Origin of the sequence: Xanthobacter tagetidis (assembly GCF_003667445.1) — a bacterium.
In the GTDB taxonomy this organism is placed as follows: Bacteria; Pseudomonadota; Alphaproteobacteria; order Rhizobiales; family Xanthobacteraceae; genus Xanthobacter; species Xanthobacter tagetidis.
In genome coordinates, this window is record NZ_RCTF01000011.1 from 69996 (window position 1) to 93478 (window position 23483).

A 23483-nucleotide genomic window follows, 5' to 3' on the forward strand; every position below is an offset into this window, starting at 1 on the left:
GCACAGGTATCCCATGTCCATCGAATACGGCACGCTCCTGATCGTGACGCTCATGGTCGCGCTGATGGTGATCGGCCTCCCGCTCGCCTTCGTGACCGCATTCACGGCGGGCGTCTTCGGCTTCATCCTCTTTGGAACCGAGAGCTTCTTCCTGATCGTCAGCCGCATCTTCACGCTGATGAACAACTACGCTCTGATCTCGGTGCCCCTGTTCGTGCTCATGGGCTGCATCCTGGAGCGCAGCGGCCTGGTGGAGGGCATGTTCAAGTCGCTTCACCTGCTGGTGGGGCGCATTCCCGGCGGGCTCGCTGTGGCGACCATCGTCGCTTCCACCATCATGGCCGCCATGGTGGGCGTGATCGGCGCCGAGATCGTCACCCTCGGCCTCGTCTGCCTGCCGGCCATGCTCCGGCGCGGCTACGACAAGCGCCTGGTCAGCGGCGTGATCTGCGCCGGCGGCTCGCTCGGAACCATGATCCCGCCCTCGGTGGTGCTCATCGTCTACGGCCTCGTGGCCCAGGTCTCCATCGGCAAGCTGTTCATGGCGGCGATCGGCCCGGGCCTTCTGCTGGCCGGCCTCTATGCAGCCTATACGGTCTTCATCTGCTGGCGCCGGCCCGAACTCGCCCCGCTGCCGGACGCGCGCGAATCCGCTGCTCCGCTCTCCCAGCGCCTCGCCGAGATGCGCCAGCTGATCGCCCCGGCGCTGCTCATCGCCTTCGTGATGACGTGCTTCTACACCGGCATCGCCACCCCCACCGAGGTGGGCGCGCTCGGCACTCTCGGCGCCCTCGTGATCCTCGCCGTGAACGGCCAGTTCACCTTCGCCAACCTGCGCCACTCGGTGGTGCAGACCGGGCGCACGGTGGCCATGGTCACCTGGATCTTCTTCGGCGCCTCGGCGCTGGTGGGAATCTACACGCTGGCCGGCGGCACCGACTTCCTGCGCGGCGAGATCCTCGATTTGGGCTTCAGCCCGCTCGGCACGCTGCTGATGATGATGGGCATCCTGATCGTGCTCGGCTGCTTTATCGACTGGATCGGCATCGCGCTGCTCACCATGCCGATCTTCGTGCCGATCATCAAAAGCCTCGGCTACGACCCGGTTTGGTTCGGCATCCTGTTCTGCATGAACATGCAGCTCTCCTACCTGTCGCCGCCGTTCGGCCCGGCCGCCTTCTACCTGAAGGGCGTGGCGCCGCCGGAGGTGTCGCTCTCCGACATCTTCGCCGGGGTGTGGCCCTTCATCCTGCTCCAGCTCGTGGCGCTCGGCATGGTGATCGCACTGCCCGAGATCGCCATGTGGCTCCCGGCCCACACCCAATGAGGGCGCCCCTGACCGACACCACCGGCATCCTTGCCGAAGAGGCCCACGGGGCGGTGCGCCGCCTCACCCTCCTGCGCCCGCTGCGCCGCAACGCCATGGACGGCGCGCTGGTGGAGGCCCTCGCCATGGCGCTCCGGCGCCTCGACCGGGACGAAAGCGTGCGGGCAATCGTCCTCGACGGCGCCGCCCCCGGCTTCTGCGCGGGGAGCGACCTCAAGTACATCAGCGCCTTGGAACTCGACGCCATGCGCCGCTTCGAGCAGGCCTGCGGCGACCTCGGCCGCCTCATGAGCTTCCTCTCGAAGCCGGTTGTGGCGGCGGTGGAGGGCTTCGCCATCGGCGGCGGCCTCACGCTTGCCGCCTGCTGCGACCTGGTGGTGGCGGCGAAGGGCTCGCGCTGGAGCCTGCCGGAGGTGCCGATCGGCTGGCTCACGCCCTGGGGGCTGAAGGCGCTGGTGGCGCGTGTCGGCTTCGTGCGCGCCCGCACTCTGTGCTTCTGCCTGGAGGCCCTCTCAGGCGAGGAGGCCGCCGCCATGGGCCTTGCCGACCGGCTGGCGGAGGACGGCCAGGCGCTGGCGGACGCGCTGCGCCACGCCGCGCTGCTCGCCGAACTGCCGCCGCCCGCGGTCGCCGCCACCAAGCGCTTCTTCGCCCGCCATGTGATGGCCGAGGGCGAGGCCATGGACGTGGAGGCGAACCTCCTGTTCGCGGCCAACTGCGCCGCCCCCGCCGCCCGCGCCGCCTTCGACACGTTCCGCGCCAAATCCCTGTGAGGATGCCATGCTGCTCGATCTGTCCGACGATGAGACCCTGTTGAAGTCGAGCCTGGAGGCGTTCGCCCAGCAGGTGCTCGCGCCCCGCATCAAGCCCTTCGTCGACCGCCATGAATTCCCGACCGAGCTGGTGAAGGAGTTCCTCGCCCTCGGCTTCATGGGCACGGCCTATGACGAGGCCTATGACGGCGGCGGCATGGGCACGCGCGGCGCGGCCATCGTGGCGGAGACGCTGGCGCGGGTGGAGCCAGGGTTCGCCGCCATCTATCTGTGCAACAGCGCGCCCATGACGGTGATCTCCCGCTACGGCTCGCCGGAGCAGAAAGAGAAATGGCTGGCTCCGCTCTGCCGCGGCGAGATGGTGGCCTCCTTCGGCGTCACTGAGCCCCATGGCGGTTCGGATGTGGCGGCGACCCGCACCCGCGCGGTGGAGGACGGCGACCACTTCGTGCTGACCGGCGCGAAGATCTTCTCCACCAACGGCGGCACGCCGCTCCATGGCCTCTCCACCATCATCGCCGTGACCGATCCGGAGAAGGGGGCCAAGGGCCTGTCCACCTTCGTGGTACCGGTGGGCACGCCTGGCTTCCGCGTGGGCAAGGCAGGGCGCAAGATCGGCTGGCGCATCGCCGATTCCGTCGAGCTCTACCTCGACGAATGCCGCATCCCAAGGGCCAACATGGTGGGCAACCGGGGCGACGGGCTGAAGCAGATCCTCACCACGCTCTCCATCGGCCGCATTCTGGTGGCAGCCACCGGGCTCGGCCTGTCGCGCAAGGCGGTGGATCTCGCCCGCGCCTATGCCGCGGAGCGCAAGGTGGGCGGCGCGCCGATCCTGGCGAACCAGGGCGTCGCTTTCCCGCTCGCCGACGCGCTCACGAAAATCCACGCCGCCGAACTGATGGTGCGGAACGCCGCCGCCATCTCCGACGCCGGCCGGCCGTTCCGCACCGAAACCTCGATGGTGAAGCTGTTCGCCAGCGAGATGGCGAGCGAGATCGCCGACATCGCCATCCAGGTGCATGGCGGCTACGGCGTGTTCGAGGACTTCGAGGTGTCCGGGCTGCTGGGCGAGGCGAAGGTGCTGCGGATCGTCGAGGGCACGAGCGAGGTGCAACGCCTCATCATCGCCCGCGAACTGGCGAACTAGACGCGACCCGACCCTGTGGGGCCGCGCCGTGGCTCCACAGGGTCCGCACTCTCCGCCTCCGAGCCGGAGAACGCGCGCCTCCGGAGCCGCTACGGCGACAGCGCGATCTGCTCCAGGCCCAGCGTCTCGGGGAAGCCGAGCACCAGATTCATGTTCTGCACCGCCTGGCCGGAGGCGCCCTTCACCAGATTGTCCAGCGTCGAGACGATGATGGCGCGGCCGGCGACCCGGTCCGCCACCACGCCGATGAACACCATGTTCGATCCGCGGGTGTGCCGCGACAGCGGCACCTGGCCGAACGGCAGGACGTGCACGAAGGGCTCGCCCTTGTAGTAGGTGGCGATGAGCTGGTGCAGGTCCTCGGCGTTGGCACCGGTGGTGCGCACGAAGATGGTGGCGTAGATGCCCCGGTTCATAGGCGAGAGCACCGGGACGAACATGGGCGTGACCGGGCGGCCGGCGGCCTTGGAATATTCCTGGTCCAGTTCGCCCATGTGCCGGTGCGAGCCGACCGAATAGGCGAACGTGCCCTCGGAGATTTCCGAGAACAGCATCGCCTCCTTGGCCGAGCGGCCGGCGCCCGACATGCCGGTCTTGGAATCGATGACGATGCTGTCCGGCTCGATCGCCCCCGCCTCCAGCAGCGGGACGATGGGCAGGATGGCGGTGGTGGTGTGGCAGCCGGGATTGGCGACGAGCCGCGCGGCCTTGATCTCCTCGCGGTAGATCTCCACCAGGCCGAACACCGCCTCCTTCTGCAGGTCCAAGGCGGCGTGCGGGTGGCCGTACCACTGCTCGTAGGCGCCGGGATCGGACAGGCGGAAGTCGGCGGAGAGATCCACCACCTTGAGGTTCGGATGCTTCTCCAGCAGCCCCTTCACCACCTGCTGCGTGGTGGCGTGGGGCAGCGCGCAGAACACGAGGTCCACGGCCGAGAAGTCCGCCTCCTCGATGGTGAGGAGCTTCGGCAGCGGGAACGGTGCGAACTGCGGGAACACGTCCGCCATCGCCTGCCCGGCCTTGCGGTCGGCGGTGAGCACGGTGATCTCGACCCGCGGATGGCGCAGCAGCAGGCGCACCAGTTCCGATCCGGTGTAGCCGGAGGCACCGAGCACGGCGATGCGCGCCTTCTGATCCGCCATCTTCCTCTCCTGACGCTGCCGGCGCGGGAGGCGGCCGGCGGTGTGGGGCGAAGGTGTCTACACCCTTCCCCCGCGTGGGGAAAGGCAGGAAGCGGGATCGGGTTCCGTACGCCGGCTCAGCATCCGATGGCGCCCGCGCGCCGAGGCTCAGATGTCCAGCAATTCCTCGTCGGCGAAGGCCGCGCGCTCGGAGATGAAGGCGAAGCGCGCCTCCGGCTTGTTGCCCATGAGGCGCTCGACGAGGTCGGCGGTCGCGGCCCGCTCGGCATCCTCGATGCCGACCCGTTGGAGTGTGCGGGTGCGCGGGTCCATGGTGGTCTCCTTGAGCTGCGCCGGCATCATCTCGCCGAGGCCCTTGAAGCGGCCCACCTCCACCTTGCCCTTGGCCGAAAACTCCTTCTTCAGCAGCAGGTCCTTGTGGGCGTCGTCCCGGGCATAGAGCGTCTTCGCGCCCTGCGTTATGCGGTAGAGCGGCGGCACGGCGAGGAAGAGGTGGCCTTCCTCGATCAGCTTCGGCATCTGCCGGTAGAAATAGGTGACGAGGAGCGAGGCGATGTGCGCGCCGTCCACGTCCGCGTCGGTCATGATGATGACCTTCTCGTACCTGAGGTCCGCCTCGCGGTAGTGGGTGAGCGCGCCGCAGCCGAGCGCCTGGCCGAGGTCGGCAAGCTGCTGGTTCGCCGCCAGCTTGTCGCGGGTGGCGTTGGCGACGTTGAGGATCTTGCCGCGCAAAGGCAGCACCGCCTGGGTCTTGCGGTCGCGCGCCTGCTTGGCGGAGCCGCCGGCCGAGTCGCCCTCGACGATGAATATCTCGGAACCCGCCGCCTCGGTGTTGGAGCAGTCGGCGAGCTTGCCCGGCAGGCGCAGCTTGCGCACCGCGGTCTTGCGCGAGACCTCCTTCTCCTGCCTGCGGCGAAGCCGCTCGTCGGCGCGGTCGATCACGTGGTCGAGCAGCCGGCTCGCCTGCACCGGATTGGCGGCGAGCCAGTGGTCGAACGGGTCGCGCAGCGCCTGCTCAACGATGCGGGCGGCCTCCTGGGTGGCGAGCCGGTCCTTGGTCTGGCCCTGGAATTCGGGCTCGCGCACGAACACCGAGAGCATGGCGGCGCAGCCGGTGATGACGTCGTCGCCGGTGACGATGGCCGCGCGCTTGCCCTGGCCGGAGCGCTCGGCATGGTCCTTGAGGCCCTTGAGCAGCATCGTGCGCAGGCCGTTCTCGTGGGTGCCGCCGTCCGGCGTCGGGATGGTGTTGCAATAGGAAGAGATGCCGCCGTCGCCGTCCGCCACCCACGCCACGGCCCATTCCACCGAACCGTGGCCGCCGGGCTTCTGGATGCGCCCGGAGAAGATGTCCGAATGCACCAGCGTCTGGCCTTCCAGGTCGCCGGCGAGATAGTCCCTGAGGCCGCCAGGGAAGCGGAACACCATCTTCTCGGGCACGTCGGTGCCCTTCACCAGCGCGCCGTCGCACGACCAGCGGATCTCGACGCCGCCGAACAGATACGCCTTCGAGCGCGCCATGCGGAACACGCGGGCCGGCTCGAAATGGGCCGCCGCGCCGAAGATTTCCGGATCCGGGTGGAAGCGCACCTTGGTGCCGCGCCGGTTGGTGATGCGGCCGACTTCCTTCAGCGGACCCTGGGGCACACCCTTGGAGAAGCTCTGGCGGTAGAGCGTCTGGTTGCGCGCGACCTCCACCTCCAGGTCGTCGGCGAGCGCGTTCACCACCGAGACGCCGACGCCGTGCAGACCGCCGGAGGTCTCATAGACCTTGCTGTCGAACTTTCCGCCGGCATGGAGCGTGGTCATGATGACCTCGAGCGCCGACTTGCCGGGGAATTTCGGGTGGTCCTCCACCGGGATGCCGCGGCCGTTGTCGGTCACCGTGAGGTAGCCGTCGGCCCCAAGCTCCACCTCGATGAAGGAGGCGTGGCCGGCCACGGCCTCGTCCATGGAATTATCGATCACCTCGGCAAACAGGTGGTGCAGCGCCTTGGAATCGGTGCCGCCGATATACATGCCGGGCCGGCGCCGCACCGGCTCCAGGCCTTCCAGCACCTCGATATGGGCGGCGGTGTAGTCGGAGGCCATGGCCGGCACGGCGGCCGCCTTGGCCTTGGCAGCGGGCTTCGCGGCGGGACGCGGGGTGGACGCCCCGAAGAGGTCATCGGTATCGGACATGGGTGCTCGATAGCAGAAGGGCGGGGCCTCAGGCACGCGAATCGTTCCGCATGCCCCGGCTTGATCCACGCCATAGTGACAGACCCGGCCGCGCAGGGGAACGGAAGGGAAACATTCTGTGGGCCGGGTGTCCTTCCGCGTACCCCTACGGGGGCTGGATGTTTTGCCCGCTGCGCGGGAGTCTCCCCTGGACCCCGGCTCGGCGCTCCGGCTGCGCCGTCGCTTGGCCGGGGAACGACGGCTGCGCCGTCGCTGGGCCGGGAAACCGCCCTCGCGCCCCGGCCGACTGGAGCGCAAGCGGAAGGAGAGCCGGAGCCCAGCGCAAGGAGGCGCCGCAGGCGGCTTCTTCCGCCGCAGGCGGAGCGACGCTGGGATTGCCGGCTGCGCCGGAGTTTCCCCTGGACCCCGGCTCGCCGCTCCGGCTGCGCCGTCGCTGGGCCGGGGAACGACGGCCGCGCCGTCGCTGGGCCGGGGAACCGCCCTCGCGCCCCGGCCGACTGGAGCGCCAGCGGAAGGAGAGCCGGGGCCCAGCGCAAGACTCCGCCGCAGGCGACCATCTCCGCCGAAGGCGCCCGCTACGACGCCGTCAGCGACACCGGCCGTCCGTCCCGCGCCAGCCGCAGCACCACATGGGCCGCCTTCACGCTCGGATGCTCGTCGTCGATGCCGAAGATGTCGTCCAGCCGCGCGAACCCGGCGAGCTGGCGTGCGCGCTGCGGCGTGTCGGCGATGGTGCGGGCGAGCGCGTCGGCGAGCACCGGGACGGTGAGGAATTCCTGCAGCAGCTCGGGCACCACGTCCTCGCCGATGACGCGGTTTGCGAGCACCACGCTGGTGCCCTGGAGCAGGCGCCGGCCGATCTGCGCCTCCAGCCAGCCGATGCGATAGGCCGCGACCATGGGCACGCCGGCGAGCGCCAGTTCGAGCGTCACGGTGCCCGAGGCGGCGAGCGCGGCGCGGGCGCAGCGGAACGCCTGGAACTTCTCCGCCTCCGTCACCACCACCCGCGGCTTCACCGGCCAGGGGGCGATGGTCTCCTCGATCAAGCCCTGCAGGCGCGGCAGGGTCGGCAGAACGAGGTCCATGGCCTGCGTCTTGGCCACGCGGGCGAGCGCCCAGCCGAAATCCTTGCCGAGCCGGGTGATCTCGCGCCGCCGGCTGCCGGGCAGCACCAGGACGAGCGGCAGCTCCGCCTCGCGCCGCGCCGCCTCCTCCGTGCTCGGCCGAAGCGCGCCGAGCCGCTCCAGCAGCGGATGCCCCACATAGGTGGTGGGCGGACCGCCAAGAACCCGGTGCACCTCCGGCTCGAACGGGAGCAGCGCCAGCAGGTGGTCCACATAGGGCCGCATGGCCGCCGCGCGGCCCGAGCGCCACACCCACACCGTGGGCGAGACATATTTGACGATCGGGATCTTCGGATTGGCGGCGCGCACCCGCGCGGCGACGCGGTGGGTGAAGTCCGGCGCGTCGATCAGCACCAGCACGTCCGGCGGGTCGGCCAGCACCGCCTCCACGGTCTGCTTCAGGCGCCGCAGGATGCGCGGCAGGCGCGACAGCACGGCCGCAACGCCGATGGCGGTGAGGTCCTCCATGGGGAAGAGGCTGTCCAGCCCCGCCCGGCCCATGCGGGCGCCGCCGATGCCGGAAAAGGACACGCTCTCCAGCGCGCGCACGGCGAGCGCCTCCATCAGCGCGCCGCCCAGCTGGTCGCCAGATTCCTCGCCCGCCACCAGGAACACCCGGAGCGGCCGGTCCGCGTCAGTTGCCGCCATCTGCACCCGATCCTGCCGTTCGCGCCGCCGCGCCTGCCGCCATGCCCACCACGTAGAGGTCCGCGGCGTCCGCCGCCGCGACCAGCGTCTCGACGTCCGGAACGATGGCGCCGCGTGCCTCGAAGGCGATGCCTGCGAGGCCCACCGCCGCCGCTCGCTCGACCGTGTGCGGACCGAGCGAGGGCAGATCGATGCGCCGGTCCTGGCCGGGCTTCGGCGCCTTCACCAGAACGCCCTGGCGCTTGGCGAGGCGGATGCGGCCGGAGCGGCGCATCTCGCCGAAGCGCGCCAGCATCTGGTCGGTGCCCTCGGCTGCCTCCACCGCCACCACCCAGCCATCGGCGACGATCACCGCCTGGCCCACGTCGAACGGCCCCAGCGTGCGGATGACGGCGAGGCCCTTGGCCATGTCGGCTTCGTCCTCAGGGCTGGGCCGGCAGGAACCGAGGACGCCTTCCGGCAGCAGCAGCCGGGGGGCGACCTCGTGCGCGCCGACGAGATGGAAGCCCTGTTCCTGCACCAGCTCCAGCACGCCGGAGAGGAGATGATTGTCGCCGCCGCGGAACAGGCGCGCGATGCGCGGCAGCAGCCGCAGCATGGTAAAATCGAAGCCGATGTCGCGCAGGCGCGGCCGGGTGAGCCCGCCCACCATGACGAGGTCACGGATGCCGCGCGCGCGGCCCATGGCGGCGACCTTGCCCAGCGAGCCGAGGCGGAACCACACGTGCTCGTAGCGCTCCAGCGCCGGATCGGCGAAGCCCTGGATCAGGAACAGGATTACCTTGCGCCCCTCGGCGAGGGCGGCGTCCGCGACCGCTCCGGGAAAGGCGCCGCTGCCTGCGACGATGCCGAGCGGCCCCTCGCCAGTCGGCCCACGCCGGCCGCGTGGGGAAAGCGCCCCTGCCCCCGGCCCGGTGGCCGGCGCCTCCAGTGCGGGGCGCGGCGGCTCGCTCACCTCAATCCTCCTGGACGACGCCCCGGGAGGGCTGGCACAGGGAACGCGAGCGGTTCTGGTCGATGAACGCCACCACCTGCGCGGCGAAGTCCGACTGGCCTGTCATGGCGCGCACCCGCTCCAGGCGCGCATCGAAGGTGCCGCCGCCGAAGAACAGGTCGCGATAGACCGCGCGCGCCTCGTGGAGCTGGGTCTTGGTGAAGCCACGCCGACGCATGCCGATGACGTTGAGGCCCACCAGCTTGCCGGCCTGGCCGAGCACGTTGCCGAACGGGATCACGTCCTCGCGCACGCCGGTGAGGCCGGAAATCATGCACTGGGCGCCGATGCGCGTGAACTGGTGCACCGCGCACAGGCCGCCCAGGAAGGTAAAGTCGCCGACGCTCACATGGCCCGCCAGGGTGGCGTTGTTGGCGAACACCACGCTCTCGCCGACGAGGCAGTCATGGCCCACATGGGTGCCCACCATGAGCATGCAGCGCGGACCGATCACCGTCTGGCCACGCCCGCCCGCAGTGCCGATATTGGCGGTGACGTGCTCGCGGATGACGCAGTCCTCGCCGATAAGGAGGCGCGTCTTCTCGCCCTTGTAGTGCACCGACTGGGGCGGCGTACCGAGCGAGGCGAAGGGATAGACCACGCTGCGCGCGCCGATCGCGGTGGCGCCGGTGACGTTCACGTGGGAGACGAGGCGCACGCCTTGCGCCAGTTCCACGTCCGGACCGACCGTGCAGAAGGGACCGACCTCCACGTCGTCCGCGAGGTGCGCGCCCTGATCCACCAGCGCGGTGGGGTGGATGTTCGGCACGCGTCAGGTCTCCATGATCATGGCGCCGAGACGTGCCTCGGCGACCAGTTCGCCGCGCACCTTGGCTTCGCCGCGATACCACCACATGTTGCGGCGGCGGGCGATGCGCGTCATGTGATATTCGAGCACGTCGCCCGGCACCACAGGACGGCGGAACTTGGCCTCGTCGATGGTCATGAAATAGACCAGGGACGGCGTCTCGCGCTCCTTGCCCAGCACGCAGATGACGCCTGCGGTCTGCGCCATGCCCTCCATGATGAGCACGCCGGGCATCACGGGATTGCCCGGGAAATGCCCCTGGAAATGCGGCTCGTTGGCGGTGACGTTCTTGATGCCGACGCAGGAGAGGTCGCCGTCGATCTGCTCGACGCGGTCCACCAGAAGGAACGGATAGCGGTGCGGCAGGCAGGCGAGCACGCGCTGGATGTCCACGCTCTGGAGCACCTTGGCGGGCGCCGGCTCGGCTGCGGATTTGGCTTCGTTTTCCGGCTGCGGCGTCTCGCTCATGCGCCCCTTCCCCCGTCGTCCTGCGGCTCGTAAGTACCTTGCGTCCCATCCGCATCATCGGCCCGCCGTTGCGCGAGCCGCTTCAGCGTCATCACCTCGCGGAACCAGTCGCGCACCGGCTTCGCCGGCGAACCACCCCAGCGCACGCCGGGCGGAACCTCGCCGGCCACGTTGCTGGAGGCGGCGATCTGCGCGCCGGTGCCGATAGTGATGTGCCCCACCACGCCCACCTGCCCGCCCAGCATCACGAAATCACCCAGCTTGGTGGAGCCGGAAATGCCGGTCTGCGAGACGATGATGCAGTGGCGTCCGATCACCACGTTGTGGGCGATCTGCACCAGGTTGTCGATCTTGGTGCCCTCGCCGATCACCGTGTCGTTGAGCGCACCCCGGTCGATGGTGGTGTTCGAGCCGATCTCCACGTCGTCCTGGATCACCACGCGGCCAATTTGCGGAATCTTCAGGTGCCCGCGCGCGCTCGGCTGGTAGCCGAAGCCGTCGCCGCCGATGCGCGCGCCGGCATGGATGATGACATTGTTGCCGAGGAAGGCATGGGTCAGGCTCGCGCCCGGCCCGATGGCGCAGTTGCGGCCGATCCGCACCTCGGGGCCGATCACGGCGCCGGCGCAGACCACCGAGCCCGCCCCCACTTCCGCGCCGGGGCCGATCACGGCGCCCGGATCGACGGTGACGCCGTCTTCCAGGCGCGCCTTGGGATGGACCAGGGCGCCGGGCGCCACCCCCTCGTGGCCGAACAGAGGCTGCGGGCGCAGCGCCGCGGGGTAGAGCGCGCGCGTCACCAGAGCGAAGGCGAGCGCCGGGCGCGGCGCGATTAGCAGCGGCAGTTCCGCCGGCGCCTTGGGCGCGAAGCGCTCGGAGGTGATGAGGGCGCCGGCGCGCGTGGTGGCGAGGCGTTCGGCGAACAGGAAGGTATCGCAGAAGGCCAGATCGTCAGGCCCGGCCCCATCGAGGCTCGCCACCGAGGAGATGGTGCGCGCCGCCAGCGCGTCGATCGTCGCGCCGGGACCGGCGAGCTGAGCGCCGCTGATCCGGGCGACCTCGGCAAGGGTGATCGGCGCGGGGCGCGGGAAGAAGGCCGTCTGGCTCATGGATCAACAGGTTCGGGCGCCGAAGGGCTCACGCTCCTCGGCGCCCGCAATGAGGGGATGGGCGATCAGAAGCGGGTGCCGCCGGAGAAGCGGAACGCCTGGAGCTGATCGTAGGACGCCTTCGAGATCGCCCACGCATAGTCGAAGCGCAGCGGGCCGAAGGGCGACTGCCAGATGAGGCTGGCGCCGATGGAGGAGCGGATCACGTCTTCGTCGGCCACGCAGACGTTGCCGGACGCGTTCTTGGTGGAATACCCGGTCGTGCGGCAGTCGACGAAATTGGGCCGGCCGTAGATGTTGTTGCCATTCCAATTCGGCACGCTCGGGAACGAGGTCGGGCCGCCATAGTCGAACAGGTTGCCCGCGTCCGCGAAGATCGCGCCCTTCATGCCGATGTCCTTGGGCAGGAAGGAGAAGGGGAACTGGATTTCAGCCGACACGCCCCAATAGGTGGAGCCGCCCAGCGCATTGGTCGAGTCGGCGACGCAATTGGCGTAGACCAGCGTTCCCGCATTGGACAACGCGCAGGGCGCCACGTCGCGCGGACCGATGCCGGAGGGCGCAAAACCACGCACCAGGTTCGGCCCCATGAAGAAATTGTCCATGATGGCCAGATCGTCGTTCCCCCACGCCGAGACGTAGCCGGCCTGGGCGCGCAGGATGAGGACCGAGTCCGCGATCAGAGGCGTGTAGTGGCGGATATCAGCCGTGGTGCGCAGGAAGTTCACATCGCCGCCGACGCCAGCCAGATCCTGCTTGAGTTCGGCATACAGGCCCTGGGTCGGGTTCAGGTTGTTGTCGAGCCCGTTGAAGGACAGCGTATAGCCCACCGCGGAGGTGATGGTCGCTCCCTGAGCGACCGCATCGCGGATCGCCCAGGACACGTCATTGGCGCACTGGGCATAGAGCAGCCCGCCGGTCGAGTAGCTGTCGCAGATCGACAGTTCGCGCTGGTAGAGGTTGTAGCGCAGGGCCAGCGTCACTTCGTCGGTGATGGGCAGGCCGAAGCGCAGGCCGCCGCCGACGATGTTGGAGGCGTAGGCCGTGTAGCTGGTGGCCTGCGTCTCCTTCCAGTAGAGGTCGATGCCCGCCGCCAGCCGGTAGCCGAGGAAGTACGGCTCGGTGAAGGAGAACTCGGCGCCCTGGGCGTTCTGGCCGAACGAGCCGGACAGCTTCACGTACTGGCCGCGGCCGAGGAAGTTCTTCTCGCCCAGCGAGATCTCGCCGATGATACCATCCTGGGTCGAGTAGCCGCCCGAGATGGCGAACTCGCCGGTGGGCTGGTCTTCCACATCCACCACCAGGATGACGCGGTCGGGCGCCGAGCCGGGCTCGTTCGTGACCTTCACATTCTTGAAGTAGCCGAGGTTGCGCAGGCGCCGCTCGGCGCGATCCACGAGCACGCGGTTATAGGCATCGCCTTCACCGAGGTCGAACTCGCGCCGGATGACCCAGTCACGGGTGCGGGTGTTGCCGCGGATGTCGATGCGCTCGATGTAGACCCGCGGACCTTCCTCAAGCACGAACACGATGTTGATGCGCTTGTTCTCGAAGTCGCGGTCGCCGCGCGGACGCACCTGGGCGAAGGCGTAGCCGCTCTTGGAGGCCTCGATGGTGAGGTTCTCGACCGACTTCTCGACCATCTCGGCGTTGTAGATCTGGCCATCCGCCACCCGCAGCGCGCCCTTCAGGGTCTGCGCCGGGACGTCGCGGATGTTGGAGACTACGTCCACCTTGCCGAACTTGTACTGGTCGCCCTCGTCGAGGGTGAAGGTGATGATGAAGCCGTCGGCGGTCTGCTCGGCGGTGGCAGCCAGGATGCGGAAGTCCGCATAGCCGTTCTTCAGGTAGAAGCGGCGCAGCAGCTCCTGGTCCGAGTTCACCCGATCCGGATCATAGACGTCGGTGGACTTCAGGAACGACAGCCAGTTGGTGACGGTCGTCGAGATCACGTCCTTCAGCTTGTAGTCCGAGAAGGCCTTGTTGCCGACGAACTTGATGTCCTTGACGCCGGTCTTCTCGCCCTCGGTGACCTCGAACACGAGGTCCACCCGGCCATTGCCACGGTCGATGGTGACCGGATTGACGCGCACGCCCTGCCGGCCCGAACGCCGGTAGACCTCGATGATGCGCTGGGTGTCGGCCTGGACGGTGGCCTTGGAGAGGGTGCCGCGGGGCTTGGACTGCACCTCGCCGGCGAGCACTTCGTCCTTGATCTTGGTGTTGCCCTCGAACGCGACCTTGTTGATCACCTCGTTCTCGGAGACGCGCACCAGGATGCGGCCGCCGGACTGGGAAATCTGCACGTCGGAGAACAGGCCGGTGGCGTAGAGCGCCTTCCAGGCCTCGTCGACCTTGGCGGCGGTGTAGGGGCCGCTGCCGAAGTAGGAGCGGATGGTCTGCGCATCCACCCGGCGGTTGCCCTCGACCACGATGCTGGAGCTTTGCGCCGCTGCCGGCGCGGCACCCGCCAGGGACCCGACGACCGTCCCGACCGCAACGCACGCTGCGATTCCGAGGACGGCAGCCAGCTTTCTCATCACCTGGAGCGAAGCAGTCATGTGGCGCGCAACCTTACGATTTCGTTGTTCTCGAACCCGCACGATGGTGCGTGCAGATTCTCACCCTGCGAAGCCGCTTGTACAGGCTTTTACCTGCGGTGCAAACCGAACCCACCCAGCCGGCCCTGCTTTTCTGAAGAACCGTTGCGCTCACGCCACGGCTCCCGCCCTTTCCCCGAAAACCCTTACATCATCGGGATTCGCAGGACGTCGTTCCAGGTCGCGAAGATCATCAGCATCAGCACGATCGCGAGGCCGATGCGGAACCCGATGTCCTGCGTGCGGGCGCTCAGGGGGCGCCCGCGTACCGCCTCGAACGCATAGAACAGGAGATGGCCGCCATCCAACAGCGGTATCGGAAAAAGGTTAAGAATTCCGATCGACACTGAAAGCACGGCAGCCAGCGACAGAAGCGCGCCCATGCCGAAGGTGGCCACCTGCCCGGAGACCTGGGCGATGCGGATCGGGCCGCCGATCTGGTCCGCCGATTCCCGGCCGGCGATCAGGCCGGTGAGATAGTCGTAGGTGCGGGCGACGATGAACCACGTCTCCTGCACGCCCATGCCCACCGCCTCGACCGGGCCGAAATGGCGCACCGTCACGTCGCCGGCGGTGATCGGGCGCGAGATGCCCAGCAGGCCGGTGCGGTGCACGTTGCCGAAGGCGTCCTTGACCTCCTTCAGCTCGGGCGTCGCATTCAGCGTCACCTCGGTGTCGCCGCGCTGCACAATGAAGGTGAGCGTGCGCCCGGCCTGGCCGCCGACGATGCGCTGCATGTCGGAGAAGCTCTCTACCGGCTCGCCGTCGATGGTCAGCACCAGGTCGCCGGGCTTGAAGCCGGCGCGTTCGGCGGCGCTCGCCGGGGCGATCTGGTCGGCGCGCGGCAGCGTCACCTGCTTGCCGAACACCATGAAGACGAACGCAAAAATGACGATGGCAAGGAGGAAGTTGGCAATCGGGCCTGCGGCCACGATGGCGGCACGCCAGCGCACGGGCTGCCAGAAGAAGCTCTCCCGGCGCTCGGCGTCGCTCATCTGGCCGAGCTTCTGGTGATCCGGCGTGGACGCGGCGTCGTCGTCGCCGAAGAATCGCACATAGCCGCCGAGGGGCACAGCCGCCAGCCGCCAGCGCGTGCCGTGGCGGTCGGTGAAGCCGGCGATCTCGGGGCCGAATCCCAGCGAGAAGGTCAGCACCCGCACGCCGGCCCAGCGGGCCACGAGGAAATGGCCGAGCTCATGGAAGAACACCACGATGGTCAGCACGAACAGAAAGGGAATGAGGTATCCAAGGAGGGATGAGCCGGCGCCACTGAGACTGGAAAGCACATCCATCACCCGCTTCCTCGCATTTCTGGGCCTCGGCGCCGGCCGGGCCGCTCCTGAGCCTGACCCGCGACGATCAGCCGATCATCGCCCGAACCTCATGCCGCATCGCGCAATCGATGGCCGGCACGAATATCCGCCGCTAAGTCGCGCGTCCGCAGAAGGTCGGCCGGCCTGCTCCACCCATGCCGGCAGCCGCGGTGCCCGACTGGCACCCCGGTCCCCGGTCCGATCCATCGGCAAGCGGCCCTGCCCCGTCTGCGGTCACACAACCTCTCAGGACGCCTTCGCAGCAAAGTTGGGCAAGAGCGCGGCGGTGACGGCCCGGGCCTCGGCATCCACAGCCAGGGCCTCCGCCACCGAGCCCGGCGCCGGCCCGCCGCTCACCCGCTCCAGCGTGCCCGCCACCGCGTCGGTGATTCCATAAAAGCCGATCCGTCCCTGAAGGAAGGCGGCGACCGCAACCTCGTTGGCGGCATTGAGGACGCAGGTCGCCCGCCCGCCCTGCGCCATGGCGGCGCGGGCCAGAGCCAGCGCGGGAAAGCGCACCTCGTCCGGCGCCTCGAACGTCAGCCGGCCGAGCGCGACCAGATCGAGCCGGCGGCAGTCGGTCGCCACCCGGTCGGGATAAGCGAGGCAGTGCGCGATGGGCACGCACATATCGGGCACGGCGAGGCCCGCCACCACCGATCCGTCCTCATAGGCGACGAGGCCATGCACCACGGATTCCGGGTGCACCACGGCGTCGAGTCTCTCCGGCGGAAGATCGAACAGATGGTGCGCCTCGATCAGCTCCAGGCCCTTGTTCATCAATGTCGCCGAATCGATGGTGATCTTCGCGCCCATGGACCAGTTGGGATGCTTCAGCGCGTCGGCAGGGGTGGCGCGCGCCGCCTCCTCCCGGCTCTTGAGGCGGAACGGTCCGCCCGAGGCGGTCAGCGTCACCTTCTCAACCGCCCGGGCCGGCGCGGCGGACAGCGCCTGGAAGATCGCGTTGTGCTCCGAATCCATGGGCAGCAGCTCGACCCCGCGCCGCGCCGCCTCGGCCATGAAGAAGTGGCCCGCGGCCACGAGGCATTCCTTGTTGGCGAGCGCGATGCGCCGCCCGGCACCGAAGGCCGCCACCGTGGGCGCAAGGCCGGCGACGCCAACGATGGCGCTCACGACGATGTCGGCATCCCGCTGCGCCGCCTCGATCACGGCTTCAGGCCCGGCGCCGCAGGCAATGCCGCTGCCCGACAGGTGCTCGGCGAGGGCGCGGCCGGCGGACGGATCGGCGATCGCCGCGAACCGGGCGCCCAGCGCGCGCGCCGCCTGTGCCAGCGCCTGCGCATCGCGGCCGCCCGCCACCGCCTCGACGGTGAAGCGCCCCGGCGTCGCGGCGAGCACCTTCGCGACGCTCCCGCCGATCGAGCCGGTGCCGCCGAGAAGGCTGAGGCGCTGGGGGAAGCTGCTCATGGACGATGGTCTCTCCCTCGCCTTCCTACCACAGGAGCAGCCCGGCCGCCGGGTCCGCCGCATTGCGCAGGACACCGATCGCCACCGCCAGCAGGGAGGCCGCGGCAAAGCCGTCAAGCCGGTCGAGCAGTCCGCCATGGCCGGGAATGAGCCGGCCGGCGTCCTTCACGCCGAAAGTCCGCTTGGCCGCCGATTCGGCGAGGTCGCCGCACTGTGCGGCGATGCTGACGAGGAAGGCGAGCGCGCCGAGCGGCAGCACGCTCGGCAGGCCCGCGACGATGCCGACGCCGATCCCGGCCGCCATGCCGGCGAGCGCGCCGCCGACCGAACCGGCCCAGGTCTTGTTCGGCGACACCCGTGGCCACAGGCGCGGCCCGCCGATGAGGCGGCCGACGAAATAGGCGAAGATGTCCGTGGCCCAGACCACGGACAGGAGGAACAGCACTGCGGCAAAGCCCTGCTCGCCGCTGCGCAGCGCCATCACCGGCAGGCAGGCGGCGCCGGCCACCAGCACCCCGCCGAGCGCGAAAGCGCTCTGGCGCGGCAGGATGAACACCGAGGACGCCGCACCGAGGCAGAGCAGGCTGAAGGCCGCCTGCCCCGCCCCCAGATGGAGCGTGACGCTGGCGCCGACAAGCGCCGCGCCCGCCAGCGCCAGCCACACCCGTCGCCGCTCCAGCCGGGCGATGTCGGCCCACTCCATCAGGATGGCCAGCCCCGCGAGCGTCCAGAGCAGGACGAAGGGCACGCCGCCGAAATAGGTCGCGGCCAGCACCACCGGCGCGAGCACCAGGGAGGAAAGGGCGCGCTGGCCGAGATCGCGGCCTCCGGGAAGGCGCATCTAGGCGCCGGCGTGCTTGGTGATGCCGCCGAACCTGCGGTCGCGCCGGTTGAATTCGTCGAGCGCGGCGGCAAGCGCCGCGCGGTCGAAGTCGGGCCAATAGATCGGCAGGAAGACGAACTCGGCATAGGCCGCCTGCCAGAGCAGGAAGTTCGAAAGCCGCTGCTCACCCGAGGTGCGGATGATGAGGTCGGGGTCCGGAATGCCCGCGGTGTCGAGCCGATCGGAGATCATGGCGACGCTCACGTCCTCGGGCCGCAGGCGCCCCGCCGCGGCATCGGCGGCGATGCGCGCCACGGCGGCGGCGATCTCCTGGCGGGCGCCGTAATTGAAGGCCACCACCAGCGTCAGCCCGCCATTGCGGCAGGTGAGCTGCTCGGCATCCTGCAGCAGGTTGCGGATGTCGGGGGCCAGGCTGTCGCGCTCGCCGATCACCTTGATGCGCACATGGGCCGCGTGCAGTTCCGCGAGGTCGTGACGCAGGAACAGCTTCAGCAGGCTCATGAGCTCGGAGACCTCGCTCAGAGGCCGCGACCAGTTCTCGCTCGAAAAGCTGTAGATGGTGAGGAAGCGGATGCCGATCTCGCGCGCGGCTCTGACGCAGCGGCGCAGCGCCTCCACGCCCCGCCGGTGCCCTTCGACCCGCGGCAGCCCGCGCGACGTGGCCCAGCGGCCGTTCCCGTCCATGATGATCCCCACGTGCGCCGGCACGCGCGCGCCCGGCTTCGCGGGCGCGCTCAGGTCGGTCGCGGCGGATGACAGGGTCATGGCTGGCTCGGGGCTCACGGCGCGGCGCCTCAAACGGAAAGGATTTCCTTTTCCTTCTGCGCCAAGGTCTGATCGATCTCGGCGATGGTCTCGTCGGTGGCCTTCTGCACGTCCTTGGAGAGCCGATCGACGTCATCGGAACTCATTTCGCCGTCCTTTTCCACCTTCTTGAGGTGGTCCATCCCGTCGCGGCGCACATGACGCACTGCAACGCGGGCCTGTTCGGCATATTTGTGGGCCACCTTCACCAGTTCCTGACGGCGCTCCTGGTTCAGCTCCGGAATGCGCAGGCGCAGCACCTGGCCTTCGGTGTTGGGGTTGAGGCCGAGATTCGAATCGCGGATCGCCTTTTCCACCGCATTCACCATGCTGCGGTCCCAGACCTGCACCGAAAGCAGCCGGGCCTCCGGCACGGAGACCGTCGCCACCTGGTTGAGCGGCATCCGGGCGCCATAGGCTTCCACGGTAATGGGATCCAGCAGGCTGGCGGAGGCACGGCCGGTGCGCAGGCCGCCGAGTTCTTCCCGCAACGCGCCGACCGCGCCATGCATGCGGCGCTTGAGATCGGCCATATCGAACCCTTCGGTGCTCATCGGCAATCCTCTTGTTCTCGTCCGGCCTTGAGCCAGCGGCCCTGCCGCCCCCCGGCCCCGGCGCGGATCCAGCTCCCTGCCCGGATGCGCTCCCCTGACGGAGCACGCATGATGCCCGCTTTCCTCGCGCCACTTGCCACCGATGGCAAGCGCGACGTGCGTCCCACCGTCGGCAAAAGCGCCCGCTCCCCGAGACGGCAAGTCTCATCCCCGCGTTCCGGAACGACGCTCGCCCGCCCCTTTCACGGGGCGCCGCGCGACCATGGTCTGACGTTGGGGTAAGTCCCGCCGCGCCTCACGGGGCGACGATGGTCACGCGCCCTTCGCCCTTGGCGGCCGCCGCGATCGCCCCCGTCTCGCGTATGGAAAATACGATTATCGGCAATGACGCCTCGCGGGCAAGGGCGAAGGCGGCCGCGTCCATGACCTTGAGGTCGCGGGCGATGGCCTCGTCATGGGTCAGGCGGTCATAGCGCGTGGCGGTGGGATCGGTCTTCGGATCGGCGGTGTAGACGCCGTCGACATTGGTCGCCTTCAGGACCGCGTCGCAGTCAAGCTCCGCGGCGCGCAGCACGGCGCCGGTATCGGTGGTGAAATAGGGATTTCCCGTGCCGCCGGTGAGCACCACGATGCGGCCGCGCCGCAGGTGGCGCTGGGCCGGCTGGCGGGCATAGGGCTCGCACACGGTGGGCATGGGGATGGCCGAGAGCGTGCGTGCCGGGGCGCCCGCCGCCTCGATGGCGCGCTCCAAAGCGAGCCCGTTCATCACGGTGGCCAGCATGCCCATGTGGTCGGCCGTGGCGCGGTCGAGATGCTCGTCGGCCACCCGCGCGCCGCGCAGGATGTTGCCGCCGCCCACCACCACCGCCACTTCGCAGCCGAGGGCGCGGGCGGCCACGAGGTCGCGGGCGATGCCCGCGACGGTGGGCGGATGCAGCCCGAAGGGCTCGGCGCCCATGAGCGCCTCGCCCGATACCTTCACCAGGATTCGGGGATAGGGCAGGCCGGGCACCGCGAACGGCGCCCGGGGCTCCGGATAGTCCGAATCGTCCGAAGACCGAGCCATGGGAGCCCCCTCCCCCGCTATCAGGACTGGCCGGCGGCGGCAGCCACCTCGGCGGCGAAGTCGGTCTCTTCCTTCTCGATGCCCTCGCCGAGCGCGTAGCGCACGAACCCGGTGAGCGCGACCGGCGCGCCGACCTGGCCCTCGGCCTCCTTGAGCACCTGCGCCACCGACTTCGAGCCGTCGTGCACGAAGGCCTGGTCGAGGAGGGTGTTCTCCTTGAAGAAGCTCTTCATGCCGCTCTCGGCGATCTTGTCCTGCACGTTGGCAGGCTTGCCCTGATGCTTCTCGAGCAGGATCGCCTTCTCGCGGGCGATGGTCTCGGCGGCGATGCCGGAGGCGTCGAGCGCCAGCGGGTTCAGCGCCGCCACATGCATGGCGATCTGCCGGCCGAGCGCTGCGAGCTTGTCCACGTCGCCCTTCGATTCGAGCGCCACCAGCACGCCGATGCGGCCCTGGCCCTCGACCACCGCGCCGTGCACGTAGGTGGCGATGATGCCGTGGGCCACGGTGAGCTTCGCCGAACGGCGCAGCGTCATGTTCTCGCCGATGGTGGCAATGAGCGAAGTCAGGCGCTCGCCCACCGTGACGCTCTCGCCCGGGAACTTGGCGGCGGCGATCGCCTCCAGCGTACCGTCGGTGTTGAGGCCGACCTTGGCCACCTCGCGCACGAAGGCCTGGAAATCGGGGTTGCGGGCGACGAAGTCGGTCTCGGCATTCACCTCGACGGCCACGGCATAGTGGCCGGAGGACTCCACAGCCACCGCACCCTCGGCGGCGACGCGGCCGGCCTTCTTGGCGGCCTTGGCGAGACCCTTCTTGCGCAGCCAGTCGATCGCGGCCTCGATGTCGCCGTCCGTCTCGGTGAGGGCGGTCTTACAGTCCATCATGCCAGCGCCGGTCTTCTCGCGCAGGTCCTTGACGAGAGCGGCAGTGATCGCGGCCATCTTGCTATCCTCTTCTTCTCACGCCACGGCCGGCACGAGGCGATCCCGAGCCGGCCGTGTGGGCGCTGGGCGCCCTTAAGTCACACTATTCTGTCAGCTCTGCGACGGGGCGAGCGCCCCGCCGGCCGGCGAGGTCACTCCACCTCGGCGGACATCTCCTTGGCCTGGGCGATCCAGCCGTCCACGCGGCCGGGAAGACCCACCTCCTCGCCGATGCGGTGCGCGTCGGCGGCGTCGAGGCCGGCAATCTGCCCGAAATGGAAGACGCCGAGGTCGTTCAGCTTCAGCTCGATCTCCGGGCTGACGCCGGTGAGCTTCTTGAGGTCGTCGGCGACGCCGCGCGGACCGGACAGCGGCTCGAAGGTCGACCAGATGCTGGTCTCCGCCGGCAGGTCTTCCACCAGCGGCGCCTCTTCGGCGCCGACATCGATGCCGAGATCGGTATGGCCGCGGCCGATGCCGTCGATGGCGGCGCGCGCCACCAGCTCGCAATAGAGCTGGATCGCGCGGCCGGCGTCGTCATTGCCCGGCACCGGATAGGCGATGCCGTCCGGATCGCAGTTGGTGTCGAGGATCGCCGCCACCGGGATGCCGAGGCGCTGGGCCTCCTTCACCGCGATGTCCTCCTTGTTCGTGTCGATCACGAACAGCAGGTCCGGCAGGCCGCCCATGTCGCGGATACCGCCGAGCGCCTTGTCCAGCTTCTCCTTCTCGCGCGAGAGCGTCAGGCGCTCCTTCTTGGTGTAGCCCGAGGACGCTTCCGGAGCAGCCAGCGTCTCCTCCAGCTTCTTCAGCCGCGCGATGGAATTGGAAATGGTCTTCCAGTTGGTGAGCATGCCGCCGAGCCAGCGGTGGTTCACGTAATACTGGGCGGAGCGGCGGGCGGCGTCGGCCACCTGCTCCTGGGCCTGGCGCTTGGTGCCGACGAACAGCACGCGGCCGCCCTGGGCCACGGTGTCGGACACCGCCTGCAGCGCGCGATGGAGCGCCGGCACGGTCTGCGACAGGTCGAGGATGTGGATATTGTTGCGGACACCGAAGATGTACGGAGCCATCTTCGGATTCCAGCGATGGGACTGATGTCCGAAGTGCACGCCAGCTTCAAGCAGCTGACGCATCGAATAATCGGGAAGCGCCACTTTGGTATTCTCCGGTTGAGCCTCCGCGGACGTACCCTCGACCCGTCGGGGACGAAGGCACCGGATGGCCGAATTGGCCGTTTGTCCGCGTGCGGAATGGGCCGGCTTATAGGCGAGCCGGCTTCAAGAGGCAAGATGCTGGCGCGGCGAACACCGCGATGGCGGCATCCGGCGACCGCCGGGCGGGCGCGGCGGTTCCACCCGGCCTCAGAACGTCACATCAGAACGTCTCGAACGCCACCGCGATGCGGTCGAGCTTGCGCACAGCGGCGACATCGTTCGGATCGTCCAGAAGGTCCTGCATCGTGGCGTAGGCGCGACGGGACAGGAAGCGGAACCAGGATGTGGGGGCGGGCGGCGCCAGCGCATGGTGCCTCAGGTCGGTCCGTGCCGCTTCGGTGGTCCGCTCCTCGGCCTGCGCCAGCAGCGGCGCGACCGGCTCGCCCAAGGCTTCGGCCACCTTGCTGACCACCAAGCGCCAGTCCTGGAGCGATTCCTCATAGGATATGACTGTCCGCGCCCGCCCGCGGGTGGCGCGCTCCGCGTCCAGCGTGTGGCGCAGCCAGAGCCGCACGGCACGCTCGGTGGTGAATTGGTCGCGCCTGGCCAGCGACGCCGCCACCTCCATGGGATTGCGCACCACCAGCACCGGCGTCGAGCGATAGCCCAAGTCCAGCAATGCGGCTTCGTAGAGCGGCACCAGACGCGAGATTCGCGGATCCTTGAGGACGATCCGATCCGCGGAGCCGAATTCGCTGGCCAGCAGCTCCGTCAGCTCATGATACAGCCCGTTCCGGCGCGTCAGCGCGATCGGGTCCGCCGTCATCCGCGTGCGCTTGTGCCATTGCGTCCCGCACGCCTCGAAGATGCGGTCATTCAGCTTGTAGATGACTTCGGATTCCCAATAGCCCTCCGGATTGGCCTCGTTGGCGGCCATCAGGGTCTTGGGAGCTTCGAAGCCCATCAGGTTGACGATCTTGGAGCACAGCGACGTGCCGCTCCGGTGCATGCCGAGAATGAGGACGGCACGCTTGCCCGACTCCATGTGTGCTCCTTGGCGCCAGCGC

General features: G+C 69.1%; 20 protein-coding genes. 3 read left to right on the top strand and 17 right to left on the bottom strand.

The features are described from left to right. The first annotated feature begins 13 nt into the window (after window positions 1–13). Genes D9R14_RS14155 through D9R14_RS14165 form a run of 3 tightly spaced genes read left to right on the top strand, consistent with a single transcriptional unit; the run spans window position 14 to window position 3250 of the window. Window positions 14–1327, top strand: coding sequence for a TRAP transporter large permease (locus tag D9R14_RS14155; protein WP_121623984.1), 1314 nt, complete (start codon window positions 14–16; stop codon window positions 1325–1327). Next, the gene (locus D9R14_RS14160; RefSeq protein WP_121623985.1) at window positions 1324–2100 is read left to right on the top strand and encodes an enoyl-CoA hydratase/isomerase family protein; all 777 of its coding nucleotides are present in this window, start codon (window positions 1324–1326) and stop codon (window positions 2098–2100) included. Before D9R14_RS14155 ends, D9R14_RS14160 begins: the two co-directional genes overlap by 4 nt. Window positions 2101–2107: 7 nt before the next feature. Beyond that, window positions 2108–3250, top strand: coding sequence for an acyl-CoA dehydrogenase family protein (locus D9R14_RS14165; protein WP_121623986.1), 1143 nt, complete (start codon window positions 2108–2110; stop codon window positions 3248–3250). A gap of 89 nt (window positions 3251–3339) precedes the next feature. Here the strand turns inward: D9R14_RS14165 and argC are convergent, their stop codons facing one another. The 17 genes from argC to D9R14_RS14250 all read right to left on the bottom strand — a co-directional run bounded on the left by argC (window position 3340) and on the right by D9R14_RS14250 (window position 23461). Next, window positions 3340–4392, bottom strand: coding sequence for an N-acetyl-gamma-glutamyl-phosphate reductase (argC, locus tag D9R14_RS14170; protein ID WP_121623987.1), 1053 nt, complete (start codon window positions 4390–4392; stop codon window positions 3340–3342). A 147-nt stretch (window positions 4393–4539) separates the two neighbouring features. Continuing rightward, the gene (parE, locus tag D9R14_RS14175; protein ID WP_121623988.1) at window positions 4540–6573 is read right to left on the bottom strand and encodes a DNA topoisomerase IV subunit B; all 2034 of its coding nucleotides are present in this window, start codon (window positions 6571–6573) and stop codon (window positions 4540–4542) included. A gap of 575 nt (window positions 6574–7148) precedes the next feature. Continuing rightward, a complete protein-coding gene (gene lpxB, locus D9R14_RS14180; RefSeq protein WP_121623989.1) occupies window positions 7149–8345 on the bottom strand; it encodes a lipid-A-disaccharide synthase in 1197 nt (398 codons plus the stop codon). Then, a complete protein-coding gene (locus D9R14_RS14185; protein WP_245420810.1) occupies window positions 8332–9300 on the bottom strand; it encodes an LpxI family protein in 969 nt (322 codons plus the stop codon). The genes lpxB and D9R14_RS14185 overlap by 14 nt, the downstream gene beginning before the upstream one ends. Before the next feature lies 1 nt (window position 9301). Beyond that, a complete protein-coding gene (gene lpxA / locus D9R14_RS14190) occupies window positions 9302–10108 on the bottom strand; it encodes an acyl-ACP--UDP-N-acetylglucosamine O-acyltransferase (protein WP_121623990.1) in 807 nt (268 codons plus the stop codon). 3 nt (window positions 10109–10111) lie between these two features. Further along, entirely contained in the window at window positions 10112–10615 is a 504-nt protein-coding gene (gene fabZ, locus D9R14_RS14195) for a 3-hydroxyacyl-ACP dehydratase FabZ (protein ID WP_121623991.1), read from the bottom strand. Then, the gene (gene lpxD / locus D9R14_RS14200; RefSeq protein ID WP_121623992.1) at window positions 10612–11724 is read right to left on the bottom strand and encodes a UDP-3-O-(3-hydroxymyristoyl)glucosamine N-acyltransferase; all 1113 of its coding nucleotides are present in this window, start codon (window positions 11722–11724) and stop codon (window positions 10612–10614) included. The genes fabZ and lpxD overlap by 4 nt, the downstream gene beginning before the upstream one ends. A 65-nt stretch (window positions 11725–11789) precedes the next feature. Then, window positions 11790–14285 (bottom strand): outer membrane protein assembly factor BamA, encoded by a 2496-nt coding sequence (bamA, locus tag D9R14_RS14205; protein ID WP_121623993.1) that lies wholly within the window; start codon window positions 14283–14285, stop codon window positions 11790–11792. 185 nt (window positions 14286–14470) lie between these two features. Then, window positions 14471–15616 (bottom strand): M50 family metallopeptidase, encoded by a 1146-nt coding sequence (locus D9R14_RS14210; protein ID WP_121623994.1) that lies wholly within the window; start codon window positions 15614–15616, stop codon window positions 14471–14473. Window positions 15617–15883: 267 nt separating this feature from the next. After that, complete coding sequence (gene dxr / locus D9R14_RS14215; protein WP_121623995.1) at window positions 15884–17065, bottom strand: 1-deoxy-D-xylulose-5-phosphate reductoisomerase; 1182 nt, start codon at window positions 17063–17065, stop codon at window positions 15884–15886. Window positions 17066–17090: 25 nt separating this feature from the next. Then, entirely contained in the window at window positions 17091–17906 is an 816-nt protein-coding gene (locus D9R14_RS14220) for a phosphatidate cytidylyltransferase (RefSeq protein ID WP_121623996.1), read from the bottom strand. Next, window positions 17907–18674 carry an isoprenyl transferase gene (locus D9R14_RS14225; RefSeq protein ID WP_121623997.1) on the bottom strand — a complete coding sequence of 256 codons (768 nt, stop codon included), beginning with the start codon at window positions 18672–18674 and terminating at the stop codon, window positions 17907–17909. A gap of 29 nt (window positions 18675–18703) precedes the next feature. Then, window positions 18704–19267 carry a ribosome recycling factor gene (frr, locus tag D9R14_RS14230; protein WP_121623998.1) on the bottom strand — a complete coding sequence of 188 codons (564 nt, stop codon included), beginning with the start codon at window positions 19265–19267 and terminating at the stop codon, window positions 18704–18706. A 295-nt stretch (window positions 19268–19562) separates the two neighbouring features. Further along, window positions 19563–20333, bottom strand: a complete 771-nt coding sequence (pyrH, locus tag D9R14_RS14235; protein ID WP_281042009.1) for a UMP kinase — start codon at window positions 20331–20333, stop codon at window positions 19563–19565. Between the two features lie 20 nt (window positions 20334–20353). Continuing rightward, window positions 20354–21277, bottom strand: a complete 924-nt coding sequence (gene tsf / locus D9R14_RS14240; RefSeq protein WP_121623999.1) for a translation elongation factor Ts — start codon at window positions 21275–21277, stop codon at window positions 20354–20356. 134 nt (window positions 21278–21411) lie between these two features. Then, window positions 21412–22416 (bottom strand): 30S ribosomal protein S2, encoded by a 1005-nt coding sequence (locus tag D9R14_RS14245; RefSeq protein WP_121624000.1) that lies wholly within the window; start codon window positions 22414–22416, stop codon window positions 21412–21414. Between the two features lie 220 nt (window positions 22417–22636). Continuing rightward, the gene (locus D9R14_RS14250) at window positions 22637–23461 is read right to left on the bottom strand and encodes a sulfotransferase family protein (protein WP_121624001.1); all 825 of its coding nucleotides are present in this window, start codon (window positions 23459–23461) and stop codon (window positions 22637–22639) included. Window positions 23462–23483: the final 22 nt, after the last annotated feature.